15 protein-coding genes are annotated in these 22,456 nt (G+C 68.9%); 11 read left to right on the forward strand and 4 right to left on the reverse strand.

The genetic code is table 11. The features are described 5' to 3' along the window. The 3 genes from PQS31_RS10580 (at position 1) to PQS31_RS10590 (ending at position 4,129) form a co-directional block, all read left to right on the forward strand. A complete protein-coding gene (locus PQS31_RS10580; protein WP_272762687.1) occupies positions 1-972 on the forward strand; it encodes a phosphoglycerate mutase in 972 nt (323 codons plus the stop codon). Then, positions 954-2,696, forward strand: a complete 1,743-nt coding sequence (gene recJ / locus PQS31_RS10585) for a single-stranded-DNA-specific exonuclease RecJ (protein ID WP_272762688.1) — start codon at positions 954-956, stop codon at positions 2,694-2,696. Before PQS31_RS10580 ends, recJ begins: the two co-directional genes overlap by 19 nt. Positions 2,697-2,791: 95 nt before the next feature. After that, positions 2,792-4,129: a hypothetical protein gene (locus PQS31_RS10590; protein ID WP_272762689.1), complete on the forward strand. Its 1,338-nt coding sequence runs from the start codon at positions 2,792-2,794 to the stop codon at positions 4,127-4,129. 12 nt (positions 4,130-4,141) lie between these two features. Here the strand turns inward: PQS31_RS10590 and PQS31_RS10595 are convergent, their stop codons facing one another. Then, the gene (locus tag PQS31_RS10595) at positions 4,142-6,049 is read right to left on the reverse strand and encodes a GGDEF domain-containing protein (RefSeq protein WP_272762690.1); all 1,908 of its coding nucleotides are present in this window, start codon (positions 6,047-6,049) and stop codon (positions 4,142-4,144) included. A 119-nt stretch (positions 6,050-6,168) separates the two neighbouring features. On the opposite strand from PQS31_RS10595, the gene prfB reads away from it, so the two are divergent. The 4 genes from prfB to PQS31_RS10615 all read left to right on the forward strand — a co-directional run bounded on the left by prfB (position 6,169) and on the right by PQS31_RS10615 (position 12,360). Then, a protein-coding gene (gene prfB, locus PQS31_RS10600) for a peptide chain release factor 2 (RefSeq protein WP_272762691.1) occupies positions 6,169-7,297 on the forward strand; the annotation gives its coding sequence in 2 pieces (ribosomal slippage) (positions 6,169-6,243 and positions 6,245-7,297; 1,128 coding nt in all). A gap of 122 nt (positions 7,298-7,419) precedes the next feature. Then, a complete protein-coding gene (lysS, locus tag PQS31_RS10605) occupies positions 7,420-8,940 on the forward strand; it encodes a lysine--tRNA ligase (protein ID WP_272762692.1) in 1,521 nt (506 codons plus the stop codon). Between the two features lie 176 nt (positions 8,941-9,116). Then, complete coding sequence (locus PQS31_RS10610) at positions 9,117-10,172, forward strand: two-component system response regulator (protein ID WP_272762693.1); 1,056 nt, start codon at positions 9,117-9,119, stop codon at positions 10,170-10,172. 10 nt (positions 10,173-10,182) lie between these two features. After that, a complete protein-coding gene (locus PQS31_RS10615; protein ID WP_272762694.1) occupies positions 10,183-12,360 on the forward strand; it encodes an ATP-binding protein in 2,178 nt (725 codons plus the stop codon). Positions 12,361-12,373: 13 nt separating this feature from the next. Here PQS31_RS10615 and PQS31_RS10620 read toward each other — a convergent pair whose 3' ends face one another. Beyond that, positions 12,374-13,258 carry a crotonase/enoyl-CoA hydratase family protein gene (locus PQS31_RS10620; protein WP_272762695.1) on the reverse strand — a complete coding sequence of 295 codons (885 nt, stop codon included), beginning with the start codon at positions 13,256-13,258 and terminating at the stop codon, positions 12,374-12,376. A gap of 168 nt (positions 13,259-13,426) precedes the next feature. Continuing rightward, positions 13,427-15,106, reverse strand: a complete 1,680-nt coding sequence (locus PQS31_RS10625; protein WP_272762696.1) for a long-chain fatty acid--CoA ligase — start codon at positions 15,104-15,106, stop codon at positions 13,427-13,429. 157 nt (positions 15,107-15,263) lie between these two features. Between PQS31_RS10625 and PQS31_RS10630 the strand changes: the two genes are divergently transcribed. After that, complete coding sequence (locus tag PQS31_RS10630) at positions 15,264-15,746, forward strand: nuclear transport factor 2 family protein (RefSeq protein WP_272762697.1); 483 nt, start codon at positions 15,264-15,266, stop codon at positions 15,744-15,746. A gap of 287 nt (positions 15,747-16,033) precedes the next feature. On the opposite strand, the gene acnA is transcribed toward PQS31_RS10630, so the two are convergent. Next, complete coding sequence (gene acnA / locus PQS31_RS10635; protein ID WP_272762698.1) at positions 16,034-18,796, reverse strand: aconitate hydratase AcnA; 2,763 nt, start codon at positions 18,794-18,796, stop codon at positions 16,034-16,036. A gap of 264 nt (positions 18,797-19,060) precedes the next feature. Here acnA and PQS31_RS10640 point away from each other — a divergent pair, with 264 nt between their 5' ends. Genes PQS31_RS10640 through acnB form a run of 3 tightly spaced genes read left to right on the forward strand, consistent with a single transcriptional unit; the run spans position 19,061 to position 22,339 of the window. Beyond that, positions 19,061-19,309, forward strand: a complete 249-nt coding sequence (locus PQS31_RS10640) for an AbrB/MazE/SpoVT family DNA-binding domain-containing protein (protein ID WP_272762699.1) — start codon at positions 19,061-19,063, stop codon at positions 19,307-19,309. Beyond that, complete coding sequence (locus PQS31_RS10645; RefSeq protein ID WP_272762700.1) at positions 19,306-19,707, forward strand: type II toxin-antitoxin system VapC family toxin; 402 nt, start codon at positions 19,306-19,308, stop codon at positions 19,705-19,707. The genes PQS31_RS10640 and PQS31_RS10645 overlap by 4 nt, the downstream gene beginning before the upstream one ends. A gap of 40 nt (positions 19,708-19,747) precedes the next feature. Beyond that, entirely contained in the window at positions 19,748-22,339 is a 2,592-nt protein-coding gene (gene acnB / locus PQS31_RS10650) for a bifunctional aconitate hydratase 2/2-methylisocitrate dehydratase (protein ID WP_272762701.1), read from the forward strand. The last annotated feature ends 117 nt before the right edge of the window (positions 22,340-22,456 follow it).

The raw sequence follows: 22,456 nt of genomic DNA on the forward strand, positions 1-22,456 counted from the left end.
ATGACGCGCGCGACCTTCCTGCTGCCCGCGCCGGCGCGTTTCGGCGCGCAGCGCTGGGCGGCCGATGTCGTGCGCACGCTCGGACGCGCGGACCGTCTAACGCCAGGCGAGGCGGGGCGCCGCGCCCAGCTGCTGCGCTATGCGCGTCTGCCGCCGGGTCGCTGGCCGCTGGCGGCACTGTCGCGTCGCCTCGACGCCGGTGATGCGGATACGCCGGGCGCCGCGTGGCTGCGCGCGGATCCGGCCTGGTTGCGGCCGGACATCAACGGCGTGCGGCTGATGGCACACGGCGAGGGCCTCGGTCTGACACGCGAGGACGTCGACGCATTGCTGCCCGCGCTGCGGCCGGTGTTCGGCGATGCGGGGTGTCTGCTCGATGCGCCGCATCCGGCACGCTGGTATCTGCAGGTGCCGGACGGCGCGCGCCTGCCGGCCTTCCACGATCCGGCCGATGCCCTGGGCGCCGACCTCGCCGATCTCGAGGACGCCGACACGGTGGACAGCAGCGCGGAAGCGCGTCGCTGGCGTGCGCTGGCCAACGAGGCCCAGATCACGCTACACCAGCATCCCTGGAATGCACGGCGGCTCGCTGCCGGACGGCCGGCGGTCAATGCGCTCTGGTTCTGGGGCGGCGGCACGCTGCCGGCGCGGGGCACGTTCGGCGGCGAGTGGCCTGCACACGTCTACAGCGACGATCCGACCTGCAGCGCGCTCGCGGCGGCGTCGGTGCGCGCCGAAGCGCTGCCGACGGCGTGGCCGGGCGGGTCGGCCGAGCCCGCGCTCTACGACCTCACCGCGATGCGCGACCTGCGCGAGCTCCAGCAGGCATGGCTGGCGCCTGCGCTCGCGGCGGTCGCGGGCGGCGTCCTCGATGCACTGACGATCGACGACGAATCGGGCCGGCGCCTGCACCTGCGCCGCTGGCATCGGCTGCGCCTCTGGCGCGGTGCGGCATGGGACACGCCCGCTTGAGGCCCTCGCCGACGATCCGCCGCCGCGACGTGCGCATCGGAGACGGCTGGCCCGATCACGTGCCACCGCTGTTGCGCAGGATCTACGCCGGACGCGACGCGCACGATCTCGACGCCGCGCGTCCGCGGCTGGCCGGCCTGCACCCGCCCGAGGGGCTGTCCAACATCGGCGCCGCGAGCGCTCTGCTGGCCGATGCCATCGCACGTGATGCCCGCATCCTCGTCGTCGGCGATTTCGACTGCGACGGCGCCACCGCGTGCGCGGTCGCGGTGCGCGGGCTGCGCATGCTGGGCGCGCGTGACGTGGTGCATGCGGTGCCGCATCGCATCCTCCACGGCTACGGTCTCTCGCCATCCCTGGTCGACGCCCTGGCGCCGCTGGAGCCGGCGCTGCTGGTGACCGTCGACCACGGCATCGCCTGTCACGCCGGCATCGCGGCGGCCCGCGCGCGGGGCTGGCCGGTGCTGGTGACCGATCACCATCTCCCCGGCGAGCGCCTGCCGGCCGCCGATGCGATCGTCAATCCCAACCTGCCGGGCGATCCGTTCCCGAGCAAGGTGCTGGCCGGGGTGGGCGTGATCTTCTACGTGCTGCTGGCGCTGCGCGCGCGCCTGCGTGCCCAGGGGGCGTTCGAAGGCCCCGGGCCCGAACTGTCCGTGCTGCTCGACCTCGTCGCCGTGGGCACGGTGGCCGACCTCGTGCCGCTGGATGCCAACAACCGGGCGCTGGTGGCGGCGGGTCTCCGCCGCCTGCGCAGCGGCCAGGCCAATCCGGGCCTGCTGGCGCTGGCCGAGGTGTCGGGCCGCGACCCGGCGCGGCTGACCGCCAGCGACATCGGGTTCGCGATCGGTCCGCGGCTCAATGCGGCGGGGCGTCTCGAGGACATGGCGATCGGCATCGAATGCCTGCTCACCGATGATCCCGCGCAGGCGCGTGAACTCGCACGCGTGCTGCACGAAATCAACGCCGAGCGACGCGCGGTGCAGCAGGCGATGCTCGACGACGCCGAGGCCGTCGTGGCCCGCCTGCCGCCGGTGTCGAGCGACAGCGCCGGCGTCTGCCTGCACGACCCCGACTGGCATCCGGGCGTCGTCGGCCTGGTCGCATCGAAGATGAAGGATGCGCTGCATCGTCCGGTCGTCGCGTTCGCGCCGGCCGAGCCCGGCAGCGCGCAGCTGCGCGGCTCCGCGCGTTCCATTCCCGGCCTGCACATCCGGGACGTGCTCGCCGCTGTCGACACCGCACAGCCCGGCCTGATCGAACGCTTCGGCGGCCATGCGATGGCGGCCGGGCTCACCTTGCCGGCCGAGCGCTACGAGGCGTTCACCGAGGCGTTCCGCGCGCAGGTCGCCGCGATGCTCGACCCGGCGCTGCTGCGCGCGGAGATCGTCACCGACGGCGCGCTGGACCCGCGCGAGTTCGACATCGTCCACGCCCTGCATCTGCGCGACGCCGGACCGTGGGGGCAGGCGTTTCCCGAGCCGGTGTTCGACGGCGAATTCGCCGTCGTGGACTGGCGCATCGTCGGTGCGCGCCATCTGAAGCTCACCCTGCGCCTGGACGGCTGTCCGCAGCCGCTGTCGGCCATCCATTTCGGCGGCTGGCGCGAGGTAGCGCCCGCGGCGCGCGAGCGCCTGGTGTATCGCCTGGCGCCCGACGAATACCGCGGCGGGGACGCCGTGCAGCTGGTCGTCGAGCACCGCGAGGCCTGCGGTTCCGCCTGAGGGGACAAACGTGAATGGGGGTGCGAGAATGGCGCCCAGCCCGGGACGGGCCGACCGTCACCCAGCGTCTCCCTTCGAACCATCAGGAGTCCATCTTGAAAACCGTCTCCCCGCTCGTGCTGGCCATTGCGCTGGCGATCGCGCCGGCTGCCGCCGTCATCGCGAGCGAACAACCGAGTCCAGTGACCGTCGATGCACCCGCCCGCGGCGAGATCACCAGCCGTTCGGCGGTGAACTACCGTGACGGCTCGCGCAGCCAGTTGCACACGCTGAACCTCCGTGAGGGACAGGTGGTGCAGGTCAGCATCGAGGGGCCGCTGCGTGGTCGGCTGTCCGCGTTCTACGGCAGCGACGAGCTGCTCGGCGCCTCGGGCGAGGGCGCCCAGGCGGCCTCGCTGGTCGTTCGCGCCAAGCGCTCGGGCCGCCACACCATCGCCGTGAGCGGCGTCGACGCCAGCGCCTATGGCCCCTACACCCTGCGCGTGACGACGGTCGAGGCCTATGACGGCCGCGCCCTGACGCCGGGCGCGTCGATCAGCGACTGGGTCGACGCGCCGCGTCGCCTGACGCTCCGCATCGCCGAGGCCGGCGTGTACACGATCGACATGATGTCGGACGATTTCGACGCCTATCTCAAGCTCGACGGCCCCGGCACTGCGCTGACCAACGACGATGGCGGCGACGGCACCAATGCGCGCATCAATGCACGTCTGCAGCCCGGCGATTACACGATCACCACCTCGGCCTACGGCAGCGAACGCGCGTCGGGCATGTACCGGCTCACGGTCGCGGCGCGCGAAACCCCCGATGCGCCCCTGAGCGACGGCGGTCCGCTGACGCCGGGCACCCCGGTGACCGGGCTGTACGAAGGCACGGGGCAGCTCTACACCTTCTCGCTGCCGGCGCGCCGCCTGGTGCGCATCGACATGCAGAGCTCGGACATCGACCCCTTGCTGCACCTGTCGGGGGCCGGCGTCGACACCACCGACGATGACGGTGGCGACGGTCTCAACGCCCGTATCGCGACGTTGCTCGACGCGGGCGACTACAGCGTGCGCGCCGACGGCGCGGTGCCCGGCGCCGGGTTCTACACGCTGGCGCTGAGCGTCGAGGACGTGCCTACGGACGTCGGCGGAGGCGCGATCTCGGTCGGCCGTACCGTCGATGCCACGCTGATGCAGGGCATGACGGACCGCTGGACCTTCACCGTGCGCTCGGCGGGCGACTACGCGATCGACATGCGTTCGAGCGACGTCGACAGCCATCTGAAGCTGCTGCGCGATTCGGAGACGATCGCCAGCGACGACGACGGCGGCGACAACCTGGATTCGCGCATCGTGCAGCGTCTGCAGCCCGGCAGCTACACCATCGAAGCGTCGTCGGTGGGCTCCAGCGTCGCGGGACGTTACCGGCTCTCGCTCGAACGGCGCTGACGCCGTCCCGGCTCAACCGGTGACGGCGGCGCCGTCGCCGGTCGACGCCTCGGTCGCCCGCGCTCCACTCCAGATGATCGGCTGACGACTGGCCCAGGCCTGGAGCCGACCGTCGGCGACGGCGGCCTGCGGGTCACGCAGGCCCTGCTGGAGGTCGGTCGCGGCGTCGGACCAGAGGCCCACCCAGCCGTCGCGTCCGCCGCGCTTGGCGGCATAGAGCGCGTGATCGGCCAGATCGATGGCCTCGTGCCACCCGGCGGCACTCGTCGGCTGCGGCCGGCAGGCGAACCCGATCGACACGGTCAGCGCAATGGCGACGCCGCCGGCCATCACGGGCCGCTCGGCGATCGCCACGCGCAGGCGTTCGGCGATCGCGGCCGCCTGGCTGCGGTCGAGTCCGCGGCACACCACGAGAAATTCCTCACCGCCCCAGCGCGCCACCAGATCGCCGGGGCGGCACGCCGCGGTGAACCGCTGCGCCAGTTCGACCAGGATCGCGTCCCCCGTGCCGTGGCCGTGCACGTCGTTGCTGCGCTTGAAGTGATCCACGTCGATCAGAAAGACGACATGGCGCAAGGTCGGTGACGGCGGAGCCGGCAGTGCCTGCATCGCGGCGATCACGGCGCGCCGGTTCAGCAGTCCGGTCAGGCTGTCGGTGGCGCTGAGTCGGCGCAGCCGCCGGCTGATGCGGCGCTGGTACAGCGCGAAGGCGAGGGCGAGCAGCACGAGCAGCAGCAGCGCCGCCGCGCCGACATCGCGCAGGGTGCGCGCATGACGCGCATTGAGCACATCGATGCGCTGCGTCTCGCGCAGGCGTTCCAGCTCCACGAGGGTGCGCCCGTCTTCCAGCCGCGCCTGGAGTTCGGCCAGCGCATCGAGGTTCTGCCGGCGAAGCGCGTCCTGTTCGTCGGCGTGCAACTGCGTCAGCGCGGCGAACGCGGCCTCGAAACGGCCCGCGGCGTGCAGGGCCTCGACCCGCGCGCGTTGCGCGTCCCGGCGCTCGCGCGCGAACCCGCCGGCCGTCGCGAGCGCGATGGCGCGTTCGGCGGATTCGATCGCGGCATCGTAGCGGCCGGCGGCGCGCGCGACTCCGGACACCCGCACGTAGGTCAGTGCCGCGCCCGAGGGATCGTCGGTGCTCTGGATCTCGGCGATCGCGCGCAGCTGCGTCTCGGCGTCCGCGCCGCGGGCCAGAGCGAGCTGCTCGGCGCGCAGGCGCCGGGCCAGTACCGTATCCGTGACCTGCTCGGACGCCAGCGCCGTTTCGAACTGGCGGCCCGCACGGGCGGCGTCTCCCATGCGCAGGAAGTTCAGGCCGCGGTTGTAGGGCAGCAGGGGGTCGAACACGCCGCTCCTGGCACCGATGGTCGCAGCCTGCTCGAACGTCGTCTCGGCGAGCGCGTAGGCCTGCAGGTATTCGCTCTGGATGCTGCCGACATTGATCAGCATCTTGACCTGGGCGAGATCCGACTCGCCGGCCTCTGCAGCCTCGTACGCGCGGCGATACAGGGCGAGCGCACGCGGCACCTGGCCGACCGTATGCAGGGCGGCGCCGGCATTGGAGAGTGCGCGGAGCACGAACTCCGGCGGACGCGGCTCGTCCTGCAGCCGGGTTTCGATCCGGTCGGCGGTGGCGATCACGGCACCGGCGCTGCCGCTCAGGGCCTCGGCGCGGATCCGGCAGGCGAGCAGCTTGATCTCGTCGTCCGCCGTCAGCCCCGGCGTGGTCAGCGCGGCATGCACCAGGGCGATCGCATCGGCCGGCGCGCGGTCGCGCAGTTCGAAGCAGCGACCGACCGTGTCCGCGATCGCCGGCACCGGCGCTGGCGCAGGCGGGGCGGCCGACGCGATCGCCATGCACAGCCACGGTGTCGCCAGCACGACGCTGCGTGCGCGCCGGCGACTGCGATTGATCCCCATGCGGTGTGTCCTCGCCGGCCCCCTGCCGGCAGGCGCGCATTTTAGCGTCGACCGCATGTGCCGGCGACCGGCGCCGGGCAGGCTGGTAGAATCCGCGGTTTTCGACGGATCCGATGTCCATGATCGAACTCAATCCCGTGCGTCAGCGCATCGTCGACCTCAAGGGTCGGCTGGATGCGCTGAGGGGGTATCTTTGACTACGACGCCCGTCGCGAGCGTCTGGAAGAAGTCGAGCGCGAGCTCGAAGACCCGAATGTCTGGAACGACCCCGAGCGCGCGCAGGCGCTGGGCCGTGAGCGCTCCACGCTCGACAAGACCGTCAACGACATCCGCAGCCTGACCGAAGGTCTGGACGGCGCCAGCGAACTGCTGGAGCTGGCCGAATCGGAAAACGACCAGGACACGGCCCAGGCGGTCGTCGACGACGTCGCGCAGTACGCCACCCAGGTCGACAAGCTCGAATTCCAGCGCATGTTCTCCGGCGAGATGGACGGCGCGGCCGCGTTCGTCGACATCCAGGCCGGCGCCGGCGGCACCGAAGCCCAGGACTGGGCGGAGATGCTGCTGCGCATGTACCTGCGCTGGGCCGAGAGCCGTGGCTGGAAGACCGAGCTGATGGAAGTCTCCGGTGGTGAAGTCGCGGGCATCAAGTCGGCGACGGTGCGCATCGAAGGCGACTTCGCCTACGGCTGGCTGAAGACCGAGATCGGCGTCCACCGCCTGGTGCGCAAGTCGCCGTTCGATTCGGACAACCGCCGGCACACCAGCTTCACCTCGGTGTTCGTCTCGCCCGAGATCGACGACAACATCGAGATCGACATCAATCCAGCCGATCTGCGCACCGACGTCTACCGCTCGTCCGGCGCCGGTGGCCAGCACGTCAACAAGACCGAGTCGGCAGTGCGCATCACCCACATCCCGACCAATACCGTCGTCGCCTGCCAGACCGGGCGCAGCCAGCACCAGAACCGCGACAACGCGATGAAGATGCTGGCCGCCAAGCTCTACGAGCTGGAGCTGCAGAAGCGCAACGCCGAGAAGGACGCGCTGGAAGCCACCAAGTCCGACATCGGCTGGGGCAGCCAGATCCGCAATTACGTGCTCGACCAGAGCCGTATCAAGGATCTGCGCACCGGCGTCGAGCGTTCCGATACCCAGAAGGTGCTCGACGGCGATCTCGACGAGTTCGTCGAAGCCGCACTCAAGTCCGGCCTGGAAGCCGGCGCCAAGCGCATCGACGCGCAGTGAGGGACGGGGCCGCGGTGGCGGCTCCCGACCCTCCCATCGCCATGACGGGCAGTACGGGCACCGCATCGCCGGGCCGGAGTGCCCACCGTTTTCCAGCCTTTCCGTACCGATTCGAGACTTCCATGACCCAGCCGTCCGCCACTCCGCAGCCTGCCGACGAGAATGCCCTGATCCTCGAGCGCCGCGGCAAACTGGCCGCGCTGCGCGGGCAGGGCGTGGCGTTCCCCAACGACTTCCGCCGCCGCGACGAGGCCGGTGCGCTGCAGGCGGCGTATGCCGACGCGGAGCGCTGGACCGGCGAGGCGCTGGAGGCCGAAGGCGTGCGCGTGGCGGTGGCCGGGCGGCTGATGGCCAAGCGCATCATGGGCAAGGCGGCGTTCGCTCAGATCCAGGACGTCAGCGGACGCCTGCAGCTGTTCCTGCAGTCGGCGACGCTCGGTGAGCGCTACGACGCGTTCAAGGGCTGGGACGTCGGCGACATCGTCGCCGCCGAAGGCACGCTGATGCGGACCAAGACCGGCGAGCTGTCGGTCAAGGTCGAAGTACTGCGCCTGCTGACCAAATCGCTGCGTCCGCTGCCCGACAAGTGGCACGGCCTGAGCGACGTCGAGCAGCGCTATCGCCAGCGCTACGTCGATCTGATCGTCTCGCCCGATGCGCGTGCGGTCTTCGTCAAGCGCTCGCGCATCATCGGCGCGATCCGGCAGTGGCTCGATGCCCGCGACTTCCTCGAGGTCGAGACGCCGATGATGCATTACATCGCCGGCGGCGCGGCGGCCAAGCCGTTCACCACCCACCACAACGCACTCGATCTCGACCTGTTCCTGCGCGTGGCCCCGGAGCTGTATCTCAAGCGTCTGGTCGTCGGCGGATTCGAGCGCGTCTACGAGATCAACCGCAATTTCCGCAACGAGGGCGTGTCGACCCGGCACAACCCCGAGTTCACGATGCTCGAACTCTACGAGGCCTATGTGGCCTACGAAGAGGTCATGGACCTGACCGAATCGCTGATCCGCGACGTCGCCACGCAGGCGGTCGGCACGACCGCGCTGGAGTGGGACGGCAACGCGATCGACGTCGGTCCCGCGTTCCGGCGCTGGAAGCTCGAGGACGCCGTGCGCGAACTCAACCCCGAGATCAGCGTCGCCGATTGCCGGGACCGCGAGGCGCTGGCCGCGCACTGCGCGCGCCTGGGCGTGCACCTCAAGGCGGGCTACGGCTGGGGCAAGCTGCTGCTGGAGATCTTCGAGAAGACCGTCGAGACCGGCCTGATCCAGCCGACCTTCATCACCCATTACCCGGTCGAGGTCTCGCCGCTGGCGCGCGAGTCCGACAGCGAGGCCGGCATCACCGACCGCTTCGAGCTGTTCATCGGCGGCAAGGAGATCGCCAACGGGTTTTCCGAGCTCAACGATCCGGAGGACCAGGCCGCGCGCTTCCGCGCCCAGGTCGACGCCCGGGCGGGCGGGGACGACGAAGCCATGCATTACGACGCCGACTACATCCGCGCGCTCGAAGTCGGCCTGCCGCCGACGGGCGGCCTGGGCATCGGCATCGATCGGCTGGTGATGCTGCTGACCGGTTCGTCGTCGATCCGCGACGTGCTGCTGTTCCCGTACATGCGCCCGCAGAGCGAGAGCTGAGCGCGCCGCGCCGCGGATATCGCGCGGCGTGCCCGGCATCTGGCCGGTCCCGGCTGCCGGCGACGTGGTCACAGGAACGTGACCGGCGCCCCAGCTGATCCCATGCACGCTTGCGTCGGGTCCGCGCCGCCCGCGATGATGCGGGCTGGCGGGGGGACTCGAGGAAGCGACAACGCATGAACATCGTCATCGTCGATGATCAGACGTCCGCACGGACCATGCTGCGGCACATTCTCGAGGACATCAGTCCCGAACTCGAAGTGTTCGACTTCGGTGATCCCGAGATCGCGCTGCGCTGGTGCGACGACAACCGGCCGGATCTTCTTCTCCTCGATTACCGCATGCCGGTCGTCGATGGGCTGGAGTTCGCGCGCCGCTTCCGCAAACCGCTGCTGCATCGCGACGTGCCCATCGTGCTGGTGACCGTGGTCGGCGACGAACCCGTGCGCCAGGCGGCACTCGAAGTCGGCGTCATCGATTTCCTGGTCAAGCCCGTGCGGCCGCGCGAGCTGCGCGCCCGGTGCCGCAATCTGCTCCAGCTGCGCCAGCAATCCGAATCGGTGAAGCAGCGCGCCCTGTCGCTCGAGCAGCGCCTGCTGCGCAGCATGCACGAGGTGGAGGAGCGCGAGCGCGAGACGCTCACCCGGCTGGCGCGCGCGATCGCGTTCCGTGACGCCAGCACCAGCGCCAACCTCGAGCGGGTGGCCGCGGTGGCCGGCATGGTCGCCGACGCGATGGGGCTGTTCGAGGACGAGGTGCGGATGATCGAGCTCGCCGCGCCGCTGCACGACATCGGCAAGATCGCCATTCCCGACGCGATCCTGATGAAGCCCGGCCCGCTGACCGCCGAGGAGACCGCGGTGATGCGCCGGCATCCGCAGATCGGCTACGACCTGCTCAGCAACAGCCAGAACCGGTTCATCCAGCTCAGCGCGCTGATCGCCCTGCGCCACCAGGAGCGTTACGACGGCAGCGGCTACCCGGACGGCCTGGCGGGCGAGCAGATTCCGCTGGAGGCGCGCATCGTCGCGATCGCCGACGTGTTCGACGCCCTGATGTCGCAGCGCCCGTACAAGCGCGCCTGGTCGATCGACGAGGCGCTGGCCTACATCGGCGAGAACAGCGGCCGCCATTTCGATCCGCGCTGTGTCGAGGCGATGCTCGGCAACGTGGACCGCCTGCACGAGATCTGTGCCCGGTTCGGCGGCAGGCCGGTGGGGCCGCTGCAATGAGCACGCCGGGATGAAGACCGCGATGGCCTGGCTTGGACGCCGGCTCTCGGGACGTCCGGACAGTGAGCACGGGCAGGCGCTGATCCGCCTCGCCCTGTTGTTCGTGGTGCTGGTGTTCCTGCTGTGGACGGATCGCAGCGGCGCACGCCCGCCGGCCTACGAGCAGGTCATGGCGATGGTGATCACCGGGTTCTGCATCGGCTCGGGCATCGTCGGGTGGATTCTCGCGCGGCCGGGGACGTCGCATCCGCGGCGGGTGGTCGGCATGTTGTCCGACTACGGGCTGATGGGCGCGGCGATGACGGTGATGGGCGGGCCCATCGGCTGGGTCTACGTGCTGATCCTGTGGGTGACGGTGGGCAACGGCCTGCGCTTCGGCACGCGGTATCTGTACGCGGCGATGAGCATGGCGGCGCTGAGCTTCGGTGGGGTGCTGCTGCTGACGCCGTACTGGCACGCCAATCTGAGCCTGGGGGTGGGGCTGCTGATCGGGCTCGTCGCCATTCCGCTGTATCTGTCGGGCCTGCTGCGTGCGCTCACCCAGGCGACGGACGTGGCGATGCGGGCCAGCGAGGCCAAGAGCCGGTTCCTGGCGAACATGAGCCACGAGTTCCGCACTCCGCTCAACGGCCTGGCCGGCGTGTCCGAACTGCTGGCGACCACGCGGCTCGACCCCGAGCAGCGCGAGTATCTCGCCACCATCCGCGCCTCGACCGCCAGCCTGCTGTCCCTGGTCGAGGACGTGCTGGATATCTCGGCCATCGAGGCGGGCAAGTTCAGGGTCGCCGAGCACCCGTTCTCGCTGCGCGAGGTGGTCCGCGGCGTCGATCTGATCCTGCAGCCGGGTGCGCGCGCGAAACGGCTGGCCTATGCCTCCAGTGTGGCGGACGACGTGCCGGACCGGCTGCGTGGCGATCCGGCGCATCTGAGCCAGGTGCTGACCAACCTGGTCGGCAACGCGGTCAAGTTCACCCACCACGGCTCGGTGCAGATCGACGTGCGTTGCGTCGAAACCGACGCCGACCGTCTGCGGCTGAGGTTCACCGTGAGCGATACCGGCATCGGCATTCCCGAGTCGGCCCGCGCACGCCTGTTCGAGGCATTCGAACAGGTCGATACCACGCTGGCGCGCGGCTTCGGCGGCACCGGTCTCGGCACCAGCATCGCCAAGCGACTGACCGAGGCGATGGGTGGCAGCATCGGCTTCGAAAGCACCGAGCACATCGGCAGCCGGTTCTGGGTGGAGCTGCCGTTCGCGCTGGCGGAAGCGGAGGAGGTCGACGCCGGGACGCCTGATCGTCAGTCGTCCGCCGATGCGGCGGGAGGCGCGCCACCGGTCAACGTGATCGCCTTCAGTGATCCGTTCATGCGGCACCGTCTGCGGGTGCGCAGCATGCGCATCCTCATCGCCGACGACCACGCGGCCAACCGCATGGTGCTCGAGCGACTGCTGCAGAAGGCGGGCCACAGCGTGACCAGTGTCGATGGGGCCGAGGCGGTACTGGATGTCATGGCGACGGAAGATCACGACGCCATCGTCGTCGACCTGCACATGCCGGGTATGAGCGGCCTGGACATGCTGCGCGAGATGCGGACCATGCAGGCGGGCGCCCCGCGAACGCCGGTCATCGTGCTCAGCGCCGACGTGACGCCTGCCGCCATCGCCGATTGCCGCAAGGCGGGCGCCCATGCGTTTCTGGCCAAGCCGGTGGTGGCGTCGAAGCTGCTGGACCTGCTGTCCGATCTGTCCACGCCGGGCGCGCGGCCCCCGGCCGACACCGAGCCCTTGTTCGCGGCGCCGGCTTCGGTGCGCGACGACGTGCTCGATACCGAGGTTCTCGATGAGCTCGCCACGCTCGGGCTGGGCGACGATTTCGTCACCCGCTTCCTGGGGCAATGCCTCGACGATGCCGTGGCGTGTCTGCAGGGCATCGAGGACACGGGCAAGGCCGAGCAATGGGCGGCGATGCGCGACCAGGCGCACGCCCTCAAGGGCGTGGCCAGCAACATGGGTCTGATGCAGCTGGCGGCGACGAGCGGCGAAATCATGCGCGTGGCCGAGTGGCAGCTGCGGCGCGACTGGCGGCAGCGCCTGCAGACGCTGCACGAGCAACTCGCGCGCGGACGCGCGGCCCTGGACGCGCGCGGCCTGTCGGGGACCGCGCGTGACCGGGGAGGGGATCCCTGAGCCGTCGGATACGTCAGAGGGCGATCGCGTCCTCGCGCGTCGTGTAGCTCCTGCGCGTCTGCGCCTTGACGATGCGGTCCATCGTGCGCAGCGAGCGCTCGCCGAGCGCCAGGGCGGTGTCCACCCAGACTTCGGTGATACCCATCAGTTCGTCGTAGCCCACCGGCTGCGAGATCCCGCGCACGGCGTTGAGTGCGATATGCGCGTGCGGCGCCCGCTGCTGACGGCGGATCAGATCCTCGACGGCGGCTTCGCCCTGTCCCTTGGGTACCAGCACGTCGACCACGCCCATCGCATGCATCTCGTCGCTGGTGAACAGATTGCCTTCGAGGATGATCCGCTCCGCCAGCTGGGGGGCCACGCGCTTGCTCAGGAACGAATAGGCGCCCATGCCGGGAAACAGGCCGAACAGCACCTCCGGCAGCCCCATCTGCACGCCTTCCTCGGCGACGATGGTCTGGCAGGCCAGTGCCAGTTCGAAGCCGCCGCCGAGTGCGTCGCCCTGGAGCAGCGCGATCATCCGCACATCGCCGCCGAGGCCGGTGTGGATGTGATGCACGCCGTCGATGCACTTGCGCGCATACGAGAGCAGGTGTTCGCGGTCACCCGCGCGGATGAGCTGCGCGAACAACGCGAGATCGCCGCCCAGGTTGAACGCGTCCGCGTCCGAGGCGACGACGACGTGGCGCAGGCGCCCCGGTTCGCGCTGGTGCTCGCGCAAGGTGATCGAATTGAGAAAGCTCCACATGTCGTCCATCAGCCCGGGCCGGAAGCAGGGGCGGTCCCCGGCGGCCAGTTGGCTGTGCATGTACATCCAGTGCGCCTGACCGGCGGGGTCCGATTCCACGCGCATGTGCGGGTAAGGACGGACGCGAAGCAGTTTTTCGACGTTGTTCATTGGAAATCCCCTGTCGCTGGGATCCCACCGGTCGGGCACCCGGAGGGTCCCTGTTAAAGACGAATGCGCCCGATGAGCGCTTCTATGCGCTCATCGGGCGACAGGGGCAAGGGTTTCAGCGACTTACGGACTGAATGCCAAAGCGATCACTTAAATTTGGTACATGGATCACACTTTTGGCGGCTCGTCACGGAGCTCACGGCGCAGGATCTTGCCGACATTGGTCTTGGGCAGTTCGTCGCGGAATTCGACGATCCGGGGATGTTTGTAGCCAGTGAGGTTCTCGCGCGCGTGGGCCTTGACCTGCTCGGCGGTCAGCGACGGATCCTTGCGCACGATGACCACCTTGACCGCCTCGCCGGACTTCTCGTCGGGCACACCGATCGCGGCGACCTCGAGCACGCCGGGCATCATGGCGATCACGTCCTCGATCTCGTTGGGGTACACGTTGAAGCCCGAGACCAGGATCATGTCCTTCTTGCGGTCGACGATGTAGAAGAAACCGTCGGCATCCATCTTCGCCATGTCGCCGGTATGCAGCCAGCCGTCGGCGTCGATCGCCTGGGACGTGTCCTCGGGGCGCTGCCAGTAGCCCTTCATCACCTGCGGGCCGCGGATGCACAGTTCGCCGACTTCGCCCACAGGCAGCTCGTTGCCGGCTTCGTCCTTGATGCAGGCCTCGGTCGAGGGCACCGGCAGGCCGATGGCGCCGTTGTACTCGGCCAAGGTCATCGGGTTGATGCAGGCCGCCGGGGAGGTTTCGGTGAGACCGTAGGCCTCCACCAGCGTGGTGCCGGTGACGCTCTTCCAGCGATCGGCGACCGCCCGCTGCACGGCCATGCCACCGCCCAGGGTGAGATGCAGCTTCGAGAAGTCCACCGTGTCGAAGCCCGGCGTGTTCAGCAGGCCGTTGAACAGGGTGTTGACGCCGGTGATGGCCGTCATCTGGATGCCCTTGAGTTCCTTGACGAAACCGGGCATGTCGCGCGGATTGGTGATCAGGTGGTTGTGGCCGCCGAACTTCATGAAGACCAGGCCGTTCGCCGTCAACGCGAAGATGTGGTACAGCGGCAGCGCCGTGACGATCAGCTCCTCGCCGGGCTTTGCGTTGGTGCCGATCCAGGCCGAGGCCTGCTGCATGTTCGCCACCATGTTGCGATGGGTGAGCATCGCGCCCTTGGCCACGCCGGTGGTGCCCCCGGTGTATTGCAGGAAGGCGATGTCGTCGAGCGTGATCGACACTTCGGGCAGCGTGTGCCGGGTGCCGCGCGACAGGGCCTCGCGGAAGCGGATGGCACCGTGGATGCTGTAGTCGGGCACCATCTTCTTGACGTGCTTGAGCACGAAATTGACGATCGGCCCCTTCGGGAAACCGAGCAGATCGCCGAGGCCGGTGGTGATGACCTGCTTGATCTGGGTGTCGGCCAGCACGTCCTGGACGGTCTTGCCGAAGTTGTCGAGCACCAGGATCGCCGCCGCGCCCGAATCCACCAGCTGATGCCGCAGCTCGCGCGCGGTGTACATCGGATTGGTGTTGACCACGGTGAGGCCGGCGCGCAGCACGCCGAAGATCGCGATCGGGTACTGCAGGCAGTTGGGCATCATGATCGCCACGCGATCGCCCTTCTTGAGCTTCAGCTCACCCAGCAGGTACTGCGCGAATTCCAGGCTGCGCGCGTCGAGCTCGGCGTAGGTGATCGTCCGCCCCATGTTCGAGAACGCGGGCCGGTCGCGGAAGCGGGTGATCGCCTCCTCGAGGACGGCGGGAACCGAGCGATACTCCTCGGGGTCGATCGTCGCGGGCACGCCAGCCGGATAGTTCGCCAGCCACGGACGGTGTTGGGTCATGCAGTCCTCTCCCTGATATCGAAGGCCGCCACTCGAAACGGTGTCGTGCCTGAACAATGCCGATCGATTGGAGCATAGCCCCCCCTGCGTCGCAAGGCGCCGCGGCGCGCGTCGCAGGTGGATAATCGAGGCGATTCGATTACAGGCGCACGGCGAAATGAGCAATTGTCGGAACGGACATGGGGGCCGCGGGCGCGCCCGCGGCATGGCGTGCCTGCAGCTTCTGGTGCTGGCGATGGGAGTGCTGGCGTCCGCGTGTTCCCGCACGCCTCCGGAAGAGGCCCTGCGCGAGACGGTCTCGACGATGCAGCAGCACATCGCATCGCGCGATGCGGCCGCGCTGCATGCGTTGATCGACGAGGACTTCGTGGGGCCCGGCGGCATGGACCGCCGCGCGGCGCGACAGATGGCCGCGGCGATGCTGCTGCGTCACAGAAGCGTCGGCGTGACCTCGGGCCCGCTCGACGTGCAACTGCAGGGCGACGACCGGGCCAGCGTGCGCACCCGTGTCGTGCTCACGGGCGGCTCGGGGGCAGTCCTGCCCGACAGCGCCCGGGCGTACCGGGTCGAGAGCGCCTGGCGCCGCCGCGGCGACGACTGGCGCCTGCTGTCCTTGCACTGGGCGCCGGTTGGCCCCTGATCAGGAGGGCGTTGCAGCGTGTGCGGGCGGTGCCTTGCGCCGACCGCGCGGGGCTGCGACGGGAGGCCGTGTGTCGGAGTCCGCGTGGCCGGCCCACGTACCCGTGGCACAAACGCCGCTCGATGCCGGCGCGTGTCCTCCCGCTCGAGCACACGCCGACCGTCATCGCGCCGTCGTGCAGCAATCCGCCGTGGTGGGTGAGGCGGGCGCGTGTGCGAAGCATCGCTTCGCGCGTCCGGCGAACGCCCGTCGCGCTGCGACGGGCGGGGCTTCCGCCCGTCCCGGCGTCAGGCGGCCTTTTTCGCGGCGAGCTGTCGGAGCACGTAGTGCAGCAATCCGCCGTGGCGGAAGTACTCCACTTCCTTCGGCGTCAGCAGCAGCACGTCGACCTCGAACTCCACGGTTTCGCCGGAGCCGCGGGTCGCTTTGACACGGGCCGTGCGCGCCTTGCCGTCGTCGAGGCCGGTGATGTCGATGGTCTCCGAACCGTCGAGGCCGTGCGTCTGCGCGTTCTCGCCTGCCTTGAACTGGCACGGCAGCACGCCCATGCCGACGAGGTTGGAGCGGTGGATGCGCTCGAAACTCTCGGCGATCACCGCCTTGATGCCGAGCAGGTTGGTGCCCTTGGCCGCCCAGTCACGCGACGAGCCGGTGCCGTATTCCTTGCCGGCGAACACCACCAGCGGCACGCCGTCGGCCCTGTACTTCTGCGCCGCATCGTAGATGGCGAGCTTTTCCGGCTCGCCTTGTCCGAAGTACAGGGTGTTGCCGCCTTCCTCGCCGCCGAAGAACAGGTTCTTGATGCGGATGTTGGCGAAGGTGCCGCGCACCATGACGTCGTCGTTGCCGCGGCGTGAGCCGTAGCTGTTGAAGTCGGCCGGCTGCACGCCGCGTGCCTGCAGGAAGCGTCCGGCGGGCGAGTCCTTCTTGATGTTGCCGGCCGGCGAGATGTGATCGGTGGTGATCGAATCGCCGAACAGCCCCATGACCCGCGCGCCGTGGATGTCGTCGATGCCGCCGACGTCCATCGTCATCCCGTCGAAGTAGGGCGGATTCTTGATGTAGGTCGAGGTCGCGTCCCATGCGTAGAGATCGCCGTCGGGCGATTCGATCGTGTTCCAGCGCGTGTCGCCCTTGAACACGTCGGCGTAGTTCTTGGCGAACATCTCCGGCCCAATGGTCTTGGCGATGAAGTCGCCGATCTCCTGGTTCGTCGGCCAGATGTCGCGCAGATAGACGGGGTTGCCCTCCGGGTCCTTGCCCAGCGGGTCGTGCGTCAGGTCGATGTCGACGGTGCCGGCGATGGCGTAGGCCACCACCAGCGGCGGCGAGGCGAGATAGTTCATCTTGACCTCGCCGTGGATGCGGCCCTCGAAGTTGCGGTTGCCCGACAGCACCGAGGCCACCGCCAGATCGTTTTCGGCGATGCCCTTCGATACCGCGTCCGGCAGTGGACCGGAGTTGCCGATGCAGGTGGTGCAGCCGTAGCCCACGACGTAGAAGCCCAGCGCCTCGAGGTCGTCCATGACGCCGGCCTTCTTCAGGTAGTCGGTGACCACCAGTGAACCCGGACCGAGCGAGGTCTTGACCCAGGGCGCGGCCTTCAGGCCCTTCGCCGCGGCGTTGCGTGCGAGCAGGCCGGCGCCGAGCATCACGGCCGGGTTGGAGGTATTGGTGCAGGACGTGATCGCGGCGATCACCACCGAGCCGTCGGTCAGTTCGTGCTCGCCGTCCTCGAGGGTGATCTTCGACACGGGACGCGCGGCGAGCCGTTCGGCCTGCGGCTGGCCGCCGCCTTCCTTCTCGAAGCGGTCGACCTGGGGGTCCGCACTGCTGGCCGCATCGCGCTTGGCGGTCAGGGCGCCCACGTTGTCGCGGAAGTTCTGCTGCACCTTCTCCAGCAGCACGCGGTCCTGGGGACGTTTCGGTCCGGCCAGCGAGGGACGCACCTCGGCCATGTCGAGTTCCAGCACGCTGCTGTACTCGGCTTCCGGTGCGCCCGGCTCGTGCCAGAGCTGCTGCGCCTTCGCATAGGCCTCCACCAGCGCGATCTGTTCTTCGCTGCGGCCCGACAGGCGCAGGTAGTTCAGCGATTCCGCATCGATCGGGAAGATGCCGCAGGTCGCGCCGTACTCGGGTGCCATGTTGCCGATCGTCGCGCGGTCGGCCAGCGGCAGGTGCTGCAGGCCGTCGCCGAAGAACTCGACGAACTTGCCGACCACGCCGTGCTTGCGCAGCATCTCGGTGACGGTCAGCACCAGATCGGTCGCGGTCGCCCCTTCCGGCAGGCGGCCCTTGAGCTTGAAGCCGACGACCTGCGGAATCAGCATCGACGAGGGCTGGCCCAGCATCGCGGCCTCGGCCTCGATACCGCCCACGCCCCAGCCGAGCACGCCGATGCCGTTGATCATCGTGGTGTGCGAATCGGTGCCGAATACGGTGTCCGGGTAGGCCCACGTCGCGCCGTCACGCTCGGACGTCATCACCACGCGTGCCAGATGCTCCAGGTTCACCTGGTGCACGATGCCGGTATTGGGCGGTACCACCTTGAAGTTGTCGAAGGCCTTCTGGCCCCAGCGCAGGAAGCCGTAGCGCTCCTTGTTGCGCTCGAATTCGATCTTGCCGTTGAGGTCCAGCGCATCCGGGCGGCCGAAGACATCGACCTGCACCGAGTGATCGATCACTAGTTCCGACGGGATCTGCGGATTGATCTGCTCCGGCCGGCCGCCCAGCTTGACCACCGCATCGCGCATCGCGGCCAGGTCGACCACGCAGGGCACGCCGGTGAAGTCCTGCAGCACCACGCGTGCAGGCATGAAGGCGATCTCGGTCTCGGGCTGGGCCTTCGGATCCCACGTCGCCACCGCCTCGATGTGCCGCGCGGTCACGCTTTCGCCGTCCTCGTGACGCAGCAGGTTCTCGAGCAGGATCTTCAGCGAATAGGGCAGTCGCGCGATGTCGAACCGGTTGCCCAGCGCGGGCAGGCTGGCATAGGCGAGCCGGCGCCCGCCGACGTCGAGTTCGGCGTGGGTGGAGAAGGAATCGGTCATGCGGAAGGCTCCTGTCGCGGTGGCTGGCGATGACCCACGAGGGGGTCAGGGCGCGCGGAAATGAGGGTCGGGCGTCGGCTGAACCGGGATACCGAACGCGGCTAGTGTAGGCCCCGATTCGTGGCGGAGATGTCATCACGCCTGACACACGCCCGACCGATGATTCCGATGCCGCAGCGCTCCAGCGCGTCAGCGGCACCGACGACACCTGGAGTATGTGCGGTCAGGTATGTATAATTCACGCATACCTGAAGAGGGCCCGTCATGGAAGCGACTGTTGCCGAGCGTGGCCAGATCACCCTGCCCAAGGCGGTGCGCGATGCGCTCGGCCTGAGCAAGGGCACGATTCTCAAGGTTGAGCTGGAAGGCAGCCGGATCGTGCTGCGCAAGAGCGTCGACGATGCCGTCTCCCGTGCCCGGGGCCGGTTCAAGCTGGAAGGCTTTGCGTCCACCGACGCCGCGATGCGCGCCGTGCGCGGCCAAGGTGCCGACGACGGAGACGCCGACCGGTGATCGCGGTCGATGCCCCGGTGCTGGTCGACCTGCTGGCGGACGGGCCGCAGGCCGACGCCGCCGAGGCGTGTCTGCGCCAGTACCTGAGCGCGGGTCCGGTGGTCGTCTGCGATGTCGCACTGGCCGAGATCTGCGGTGCGCTGCACGACGGCGCCGACACCATGGCCGTGCTCGAGGACATGGGCGTGCGCTTTTCCGCGATCGAGGCCAAGGCCGCCTTGCGCGCGGGCGAGATGCAGCGCCGGTCCTGGCAGCGGGGCGACAGCGCAGGCCGCCCCTCGCGGGATTTCCTGGTCGGCGCGCATGCGCTGCTGCAGTGCAACGGCCTGATCACGCGGGACGACGCGTTCTTCCGCACGTATTTCAAGGGTCTCAAGCTGATCGTACCGTCGGCCTGAGACCGGTTATCCCGGTACCGTACGAATCTGGAGTTGTCGCATGTTGGAAGCCTACCGCCACCACGTTGCCGAGCGCGAAGCGCTGGGCATCCCGCCGCTGCCGCTCGATGCGCAGCAGACCGCCGACGTCATCGAGCTCCTGAAGAATCCGCCGGCCGGTGAAGCGGAGTTCCTGCTCGACCTGCTCACCCATCGCGTGCCGGCCGGCGTCGACGATGCCGCCAAGGTCAAGGCCTCGTATCTGGCCGCGATCGCGTTCGGCAGCGAAACCAGCCCGCTGATCGGCCGCGCGCGCGCCACCGAGCTGCTGGGCACGATGCTCGGCGGCTACAACGTGCAGCCGCTGGTCGATCTGCTCGACGATGCCGAGGTCGGCGCGATCGCCGCGGATGCCCTCAAGCACACGCTGCTGGTGTTCGACGCGTTCCACGACGTCGAGGAGAAGGCCAAGGCCGGCAATGCGAATGCCAAGGCCGTGATCCAGAGCTGGGCCGACGCCGAGTGGTTCACCAGCAAGCCGGAAGTGCCGGAGTCGATGACGCTGACGGTGTTCAAGGTGCCGGGCGAGACCAACACCGACGACCTGTCGCCGGCGCCCGACGCCACGACGCGCCCGGACATTCCGATGCACGCGCTTGCGATGCTCAAGAACAAGCGCGACGACGCACCGTTCGTGCCGGAAGAAGACGGCAAGCGCGGTCCGATCCAGGCCATCCTCGATCTCAAGAACAAGGGCAACCTCGTCGCCTACGTCGGTGACGTGGTCGGCACCGGGTCGTCGCGCAAGTCGGCGACCAACAGCGTGCTGTGGTGGACCGGCGACGACATTCCCTACATCCCGAACAAGCGCGCCGGCGGCGTGTGTCTGGGCTCCAAGATCGCGCCGATCTTCTACAACACGATGGAAGATGCCGGCGCGCTGCCGATCGAACTCGACGTCTCGCAGATGGAGCAGGGCGACGTGATCGAACTGCGTCCCTACGACGGCAAGGCGCTCAAGGGCGGCAACGTCATCGCCGAGTTCCAGGTGAAGTCCGAGGTGCTGTTCGACGAGGTGCGCGCCGGCGGCCGCATTCCGCTGATCGTCGGCCGCGGCCTGACCGCCAAGGCGCGGGAGTCGCTGGGCCTGCCGGTGACCGAGCTGTTCCGCCTGCCGCAGCAGCCGGCCGACACCGGCAAGGGCTTCTCGCTGGCGCAGAAGATGGTCGGCCGCGCGATCGGTCTGCCGGAAGGCCAGGGCGTGCGCCCGGGCACCTACTGCGAGCCGAAGATGACCTCGGTCGGTTCCCAGGACACCACCGGTCCGATGACCCGCGACGAGCTGAAGGACCTGGCCTGCCTGGGCTTCTCGGCGGACCTCGTCATGCAGTCGTTCTGCCACACCGCGGCGTATCCGAAGCCGGTCGACGTCAAGACCCACCACACGCTGCCCGAGTTCATCTCCACGCGTGGCGGCATCTCGCTGCGTCCGGGCGACGGCGTGATCCACAGCTGGCTCAACCGCATGCTCCTGCCCGACACCGTCGGCACCGGCGGCGACTCGCACACGCGCTTCCCGGTGGGCATCTCGTTCCCGGCGGGCTCGGGCCTGGTCGCGTTCGCGGCCGCCACCGGCGTCATGCCGCTGGACATGCCCGAGTCGGTGCTGGTGCGCTTCAAGGGCAAGATGCAGCCCGGCGTCACGCTGCGTGACCTGGTCAACGCGATTCCGCTGTACGCGATCAAGCAGGGCTTGCTGACCGTCGCCAAGCAGGGCAAGAAGAACATCTTCTCCGGCCGCATCCTCGAGATCGAAGGCCTGCCGGATCTCAAGGTCGAGCAGGCGTTCGAACTGTCCGACGCCTCGGCCGAGCGTTCGGCCGCCGGCTGCACCGTGCACCTCGACAAGGCGCCGATCATCGAATACATCACCAGCAACATCACGCTGCTGAAGTGGATGATCGCCGAGGGCTACCAGGATCCGCGCTCGCTGCAGCGCCGGATCGAGAAGATGGAAGCGTGGCTGGCTGATCCGCAGCTGCTCAAGGGCGACGACGATGCCGAGTACGCGGCCGTCATCGAGATCGATCTCGCCGACGTGCACGAGCCGATCCTGGCCTGCCCGAACGATCCGGACGACGTGAAGTTCCTGTCCGAAGTCGCCGGCGTCGAGATCGATGAAGTGTTCATCGGCTCGTGCATGACCAACATCGGCCACTTCCGCGCGGCCTCGAAGCTTCTGGAAGGCAAGCGCGACATTCCGACCAAGCTGTGGGTCGCGCCGCCGACCAAGATGGACGCCGCCGAGCTCACCAAGGAAGGCCATTACGGCACCTTCGGCACCGCCGGCGCGCGGATGGAGATGCCGGGCTGCTCGCTGTGCATGGGCAACCAGGCGCAGGTGCGCGAGGGCGCGACGGTGTTCTCCACGTCCACCCGCAACTTCCCGAACCGTCTGGGCCGCAATTCCAACGTGTACCTCGGTTCGGCGGAGCTCGCGGCGATCTGCTCGCGCCTCGGCCGGATTCCGACCAAGGCCGAGTACATGGCCGACGTCGGCGTGCTGGATGCCTCGGCGAGCGAGATCTACCGCTACATGAACTTCGACCAGATTCCGGAGTACGTGGACGCGGGCGAGAAGACCGCAGCCTGATCGCGGCGCACGCTCGAAACGAAACGCCCGGCGCTTCGCCGGGCGTTTTCGTCTGTGGCTGCGCGCTCCTCTTGCATCCCCTTTCGATTCTTCTCCCGACTGTGGGTGTCCTGCGTG

The organism is Luteimonas sp. BLCC-B24 (genome assembly GCF_028550595.1).
Classification (GTDB): Bacteria; Pseudomonadota; Gammaproteobacteria; order Xanthomonadales; family Xanthomonadaceae; genus Luteimonas.

Excerpts from the sequence above, each read along its gene's own strand:
- PQS31_RS10580 (WP_272762687.1), top strand. The coding sequence starts at position 1 with ATGACGCGCGCGACCTTCCTGCTGCCCGCGCCGGCGCGTTTCGGCGCG.
- recJ (WP_272762688.1), top strand. The coding sequence starts at position 954 with ATGGGACACGCCCGCTTGAGGCCCTCGCCGACGATCCGCCGCCGCGAC.
- PQS31_RS10595 (WP_272762690.1), bottom strand. The coding sequence starts at position 6,049 with ATGGGGATCAATCGCAGTCGCCGGCGCGCACGCAGCGTCGTGCTGGCG.
- lysS (WP_272762692.1), top strand. The coding sequence starts at position 7,420 with ATGACCCAGCCGTCCGCCACTCCGCAGCCTGCCGACGAGAATGCCCTG.
- PQS31_RS10610 (WP_272762693.1), top strand. The coding sequence starts at position 9,117 with ATGAACATCGTCATCGTCGATGATCAGACGTCCGCACGGACCATGCTG.
- PQS31_RS10615 (WP_272762694.1), top strand. The coding sequence starts at position 10,183 with ATGAAGACCGCGATGGCCTGGCTTGGACGCCGGCTCTCGGGACGTCCG.
- PQS31_RS10620 (WP_272762695.1), bottom strand. The coding sequence starts at position 13,258 with ATGAACAACGTCGAAAAACTGCTTCGCGTCCGTCCTTACCCGCACATG.
- PQS31_RS10625 (WP_272762696.1), bottom strand. The coding sequence starts at position 15,106 with ATGACCCAACACCGTCCGTGGCTGGCGAACTATCCGGCTGGCGTGCCC.
- PQS31_RS10630 (WP_272762697.1), top strand. The coding sequence starts at position 15,264 with ATGAGCAATTGTCGGAACGGACATGGGGGCCGCGGGCGCGCCCGCGGC.
- acnA (WP_272762698.1), bottom strand. The coding sequence starts at position 18,796 with ATGACCGATTCCTTCTCCACCCACGCCGAACTCGACGTCGGCGGGCGC.
- PQS31_RS10640 (WP_272762699.1), top strand. The coding sequence starts at position 19,061 with ATGGAAGCGACTGTTGCCGAGCGTGGCCAGATCACCCTGCCCAAGGCG.
- acnB (WP_272762701.1), top strand. The coding sequence starts at position 19,748 with ATGTTGGAAGCCTACCGCCACCACGTTGCCGAGCGCGAAGCGCTGGGC.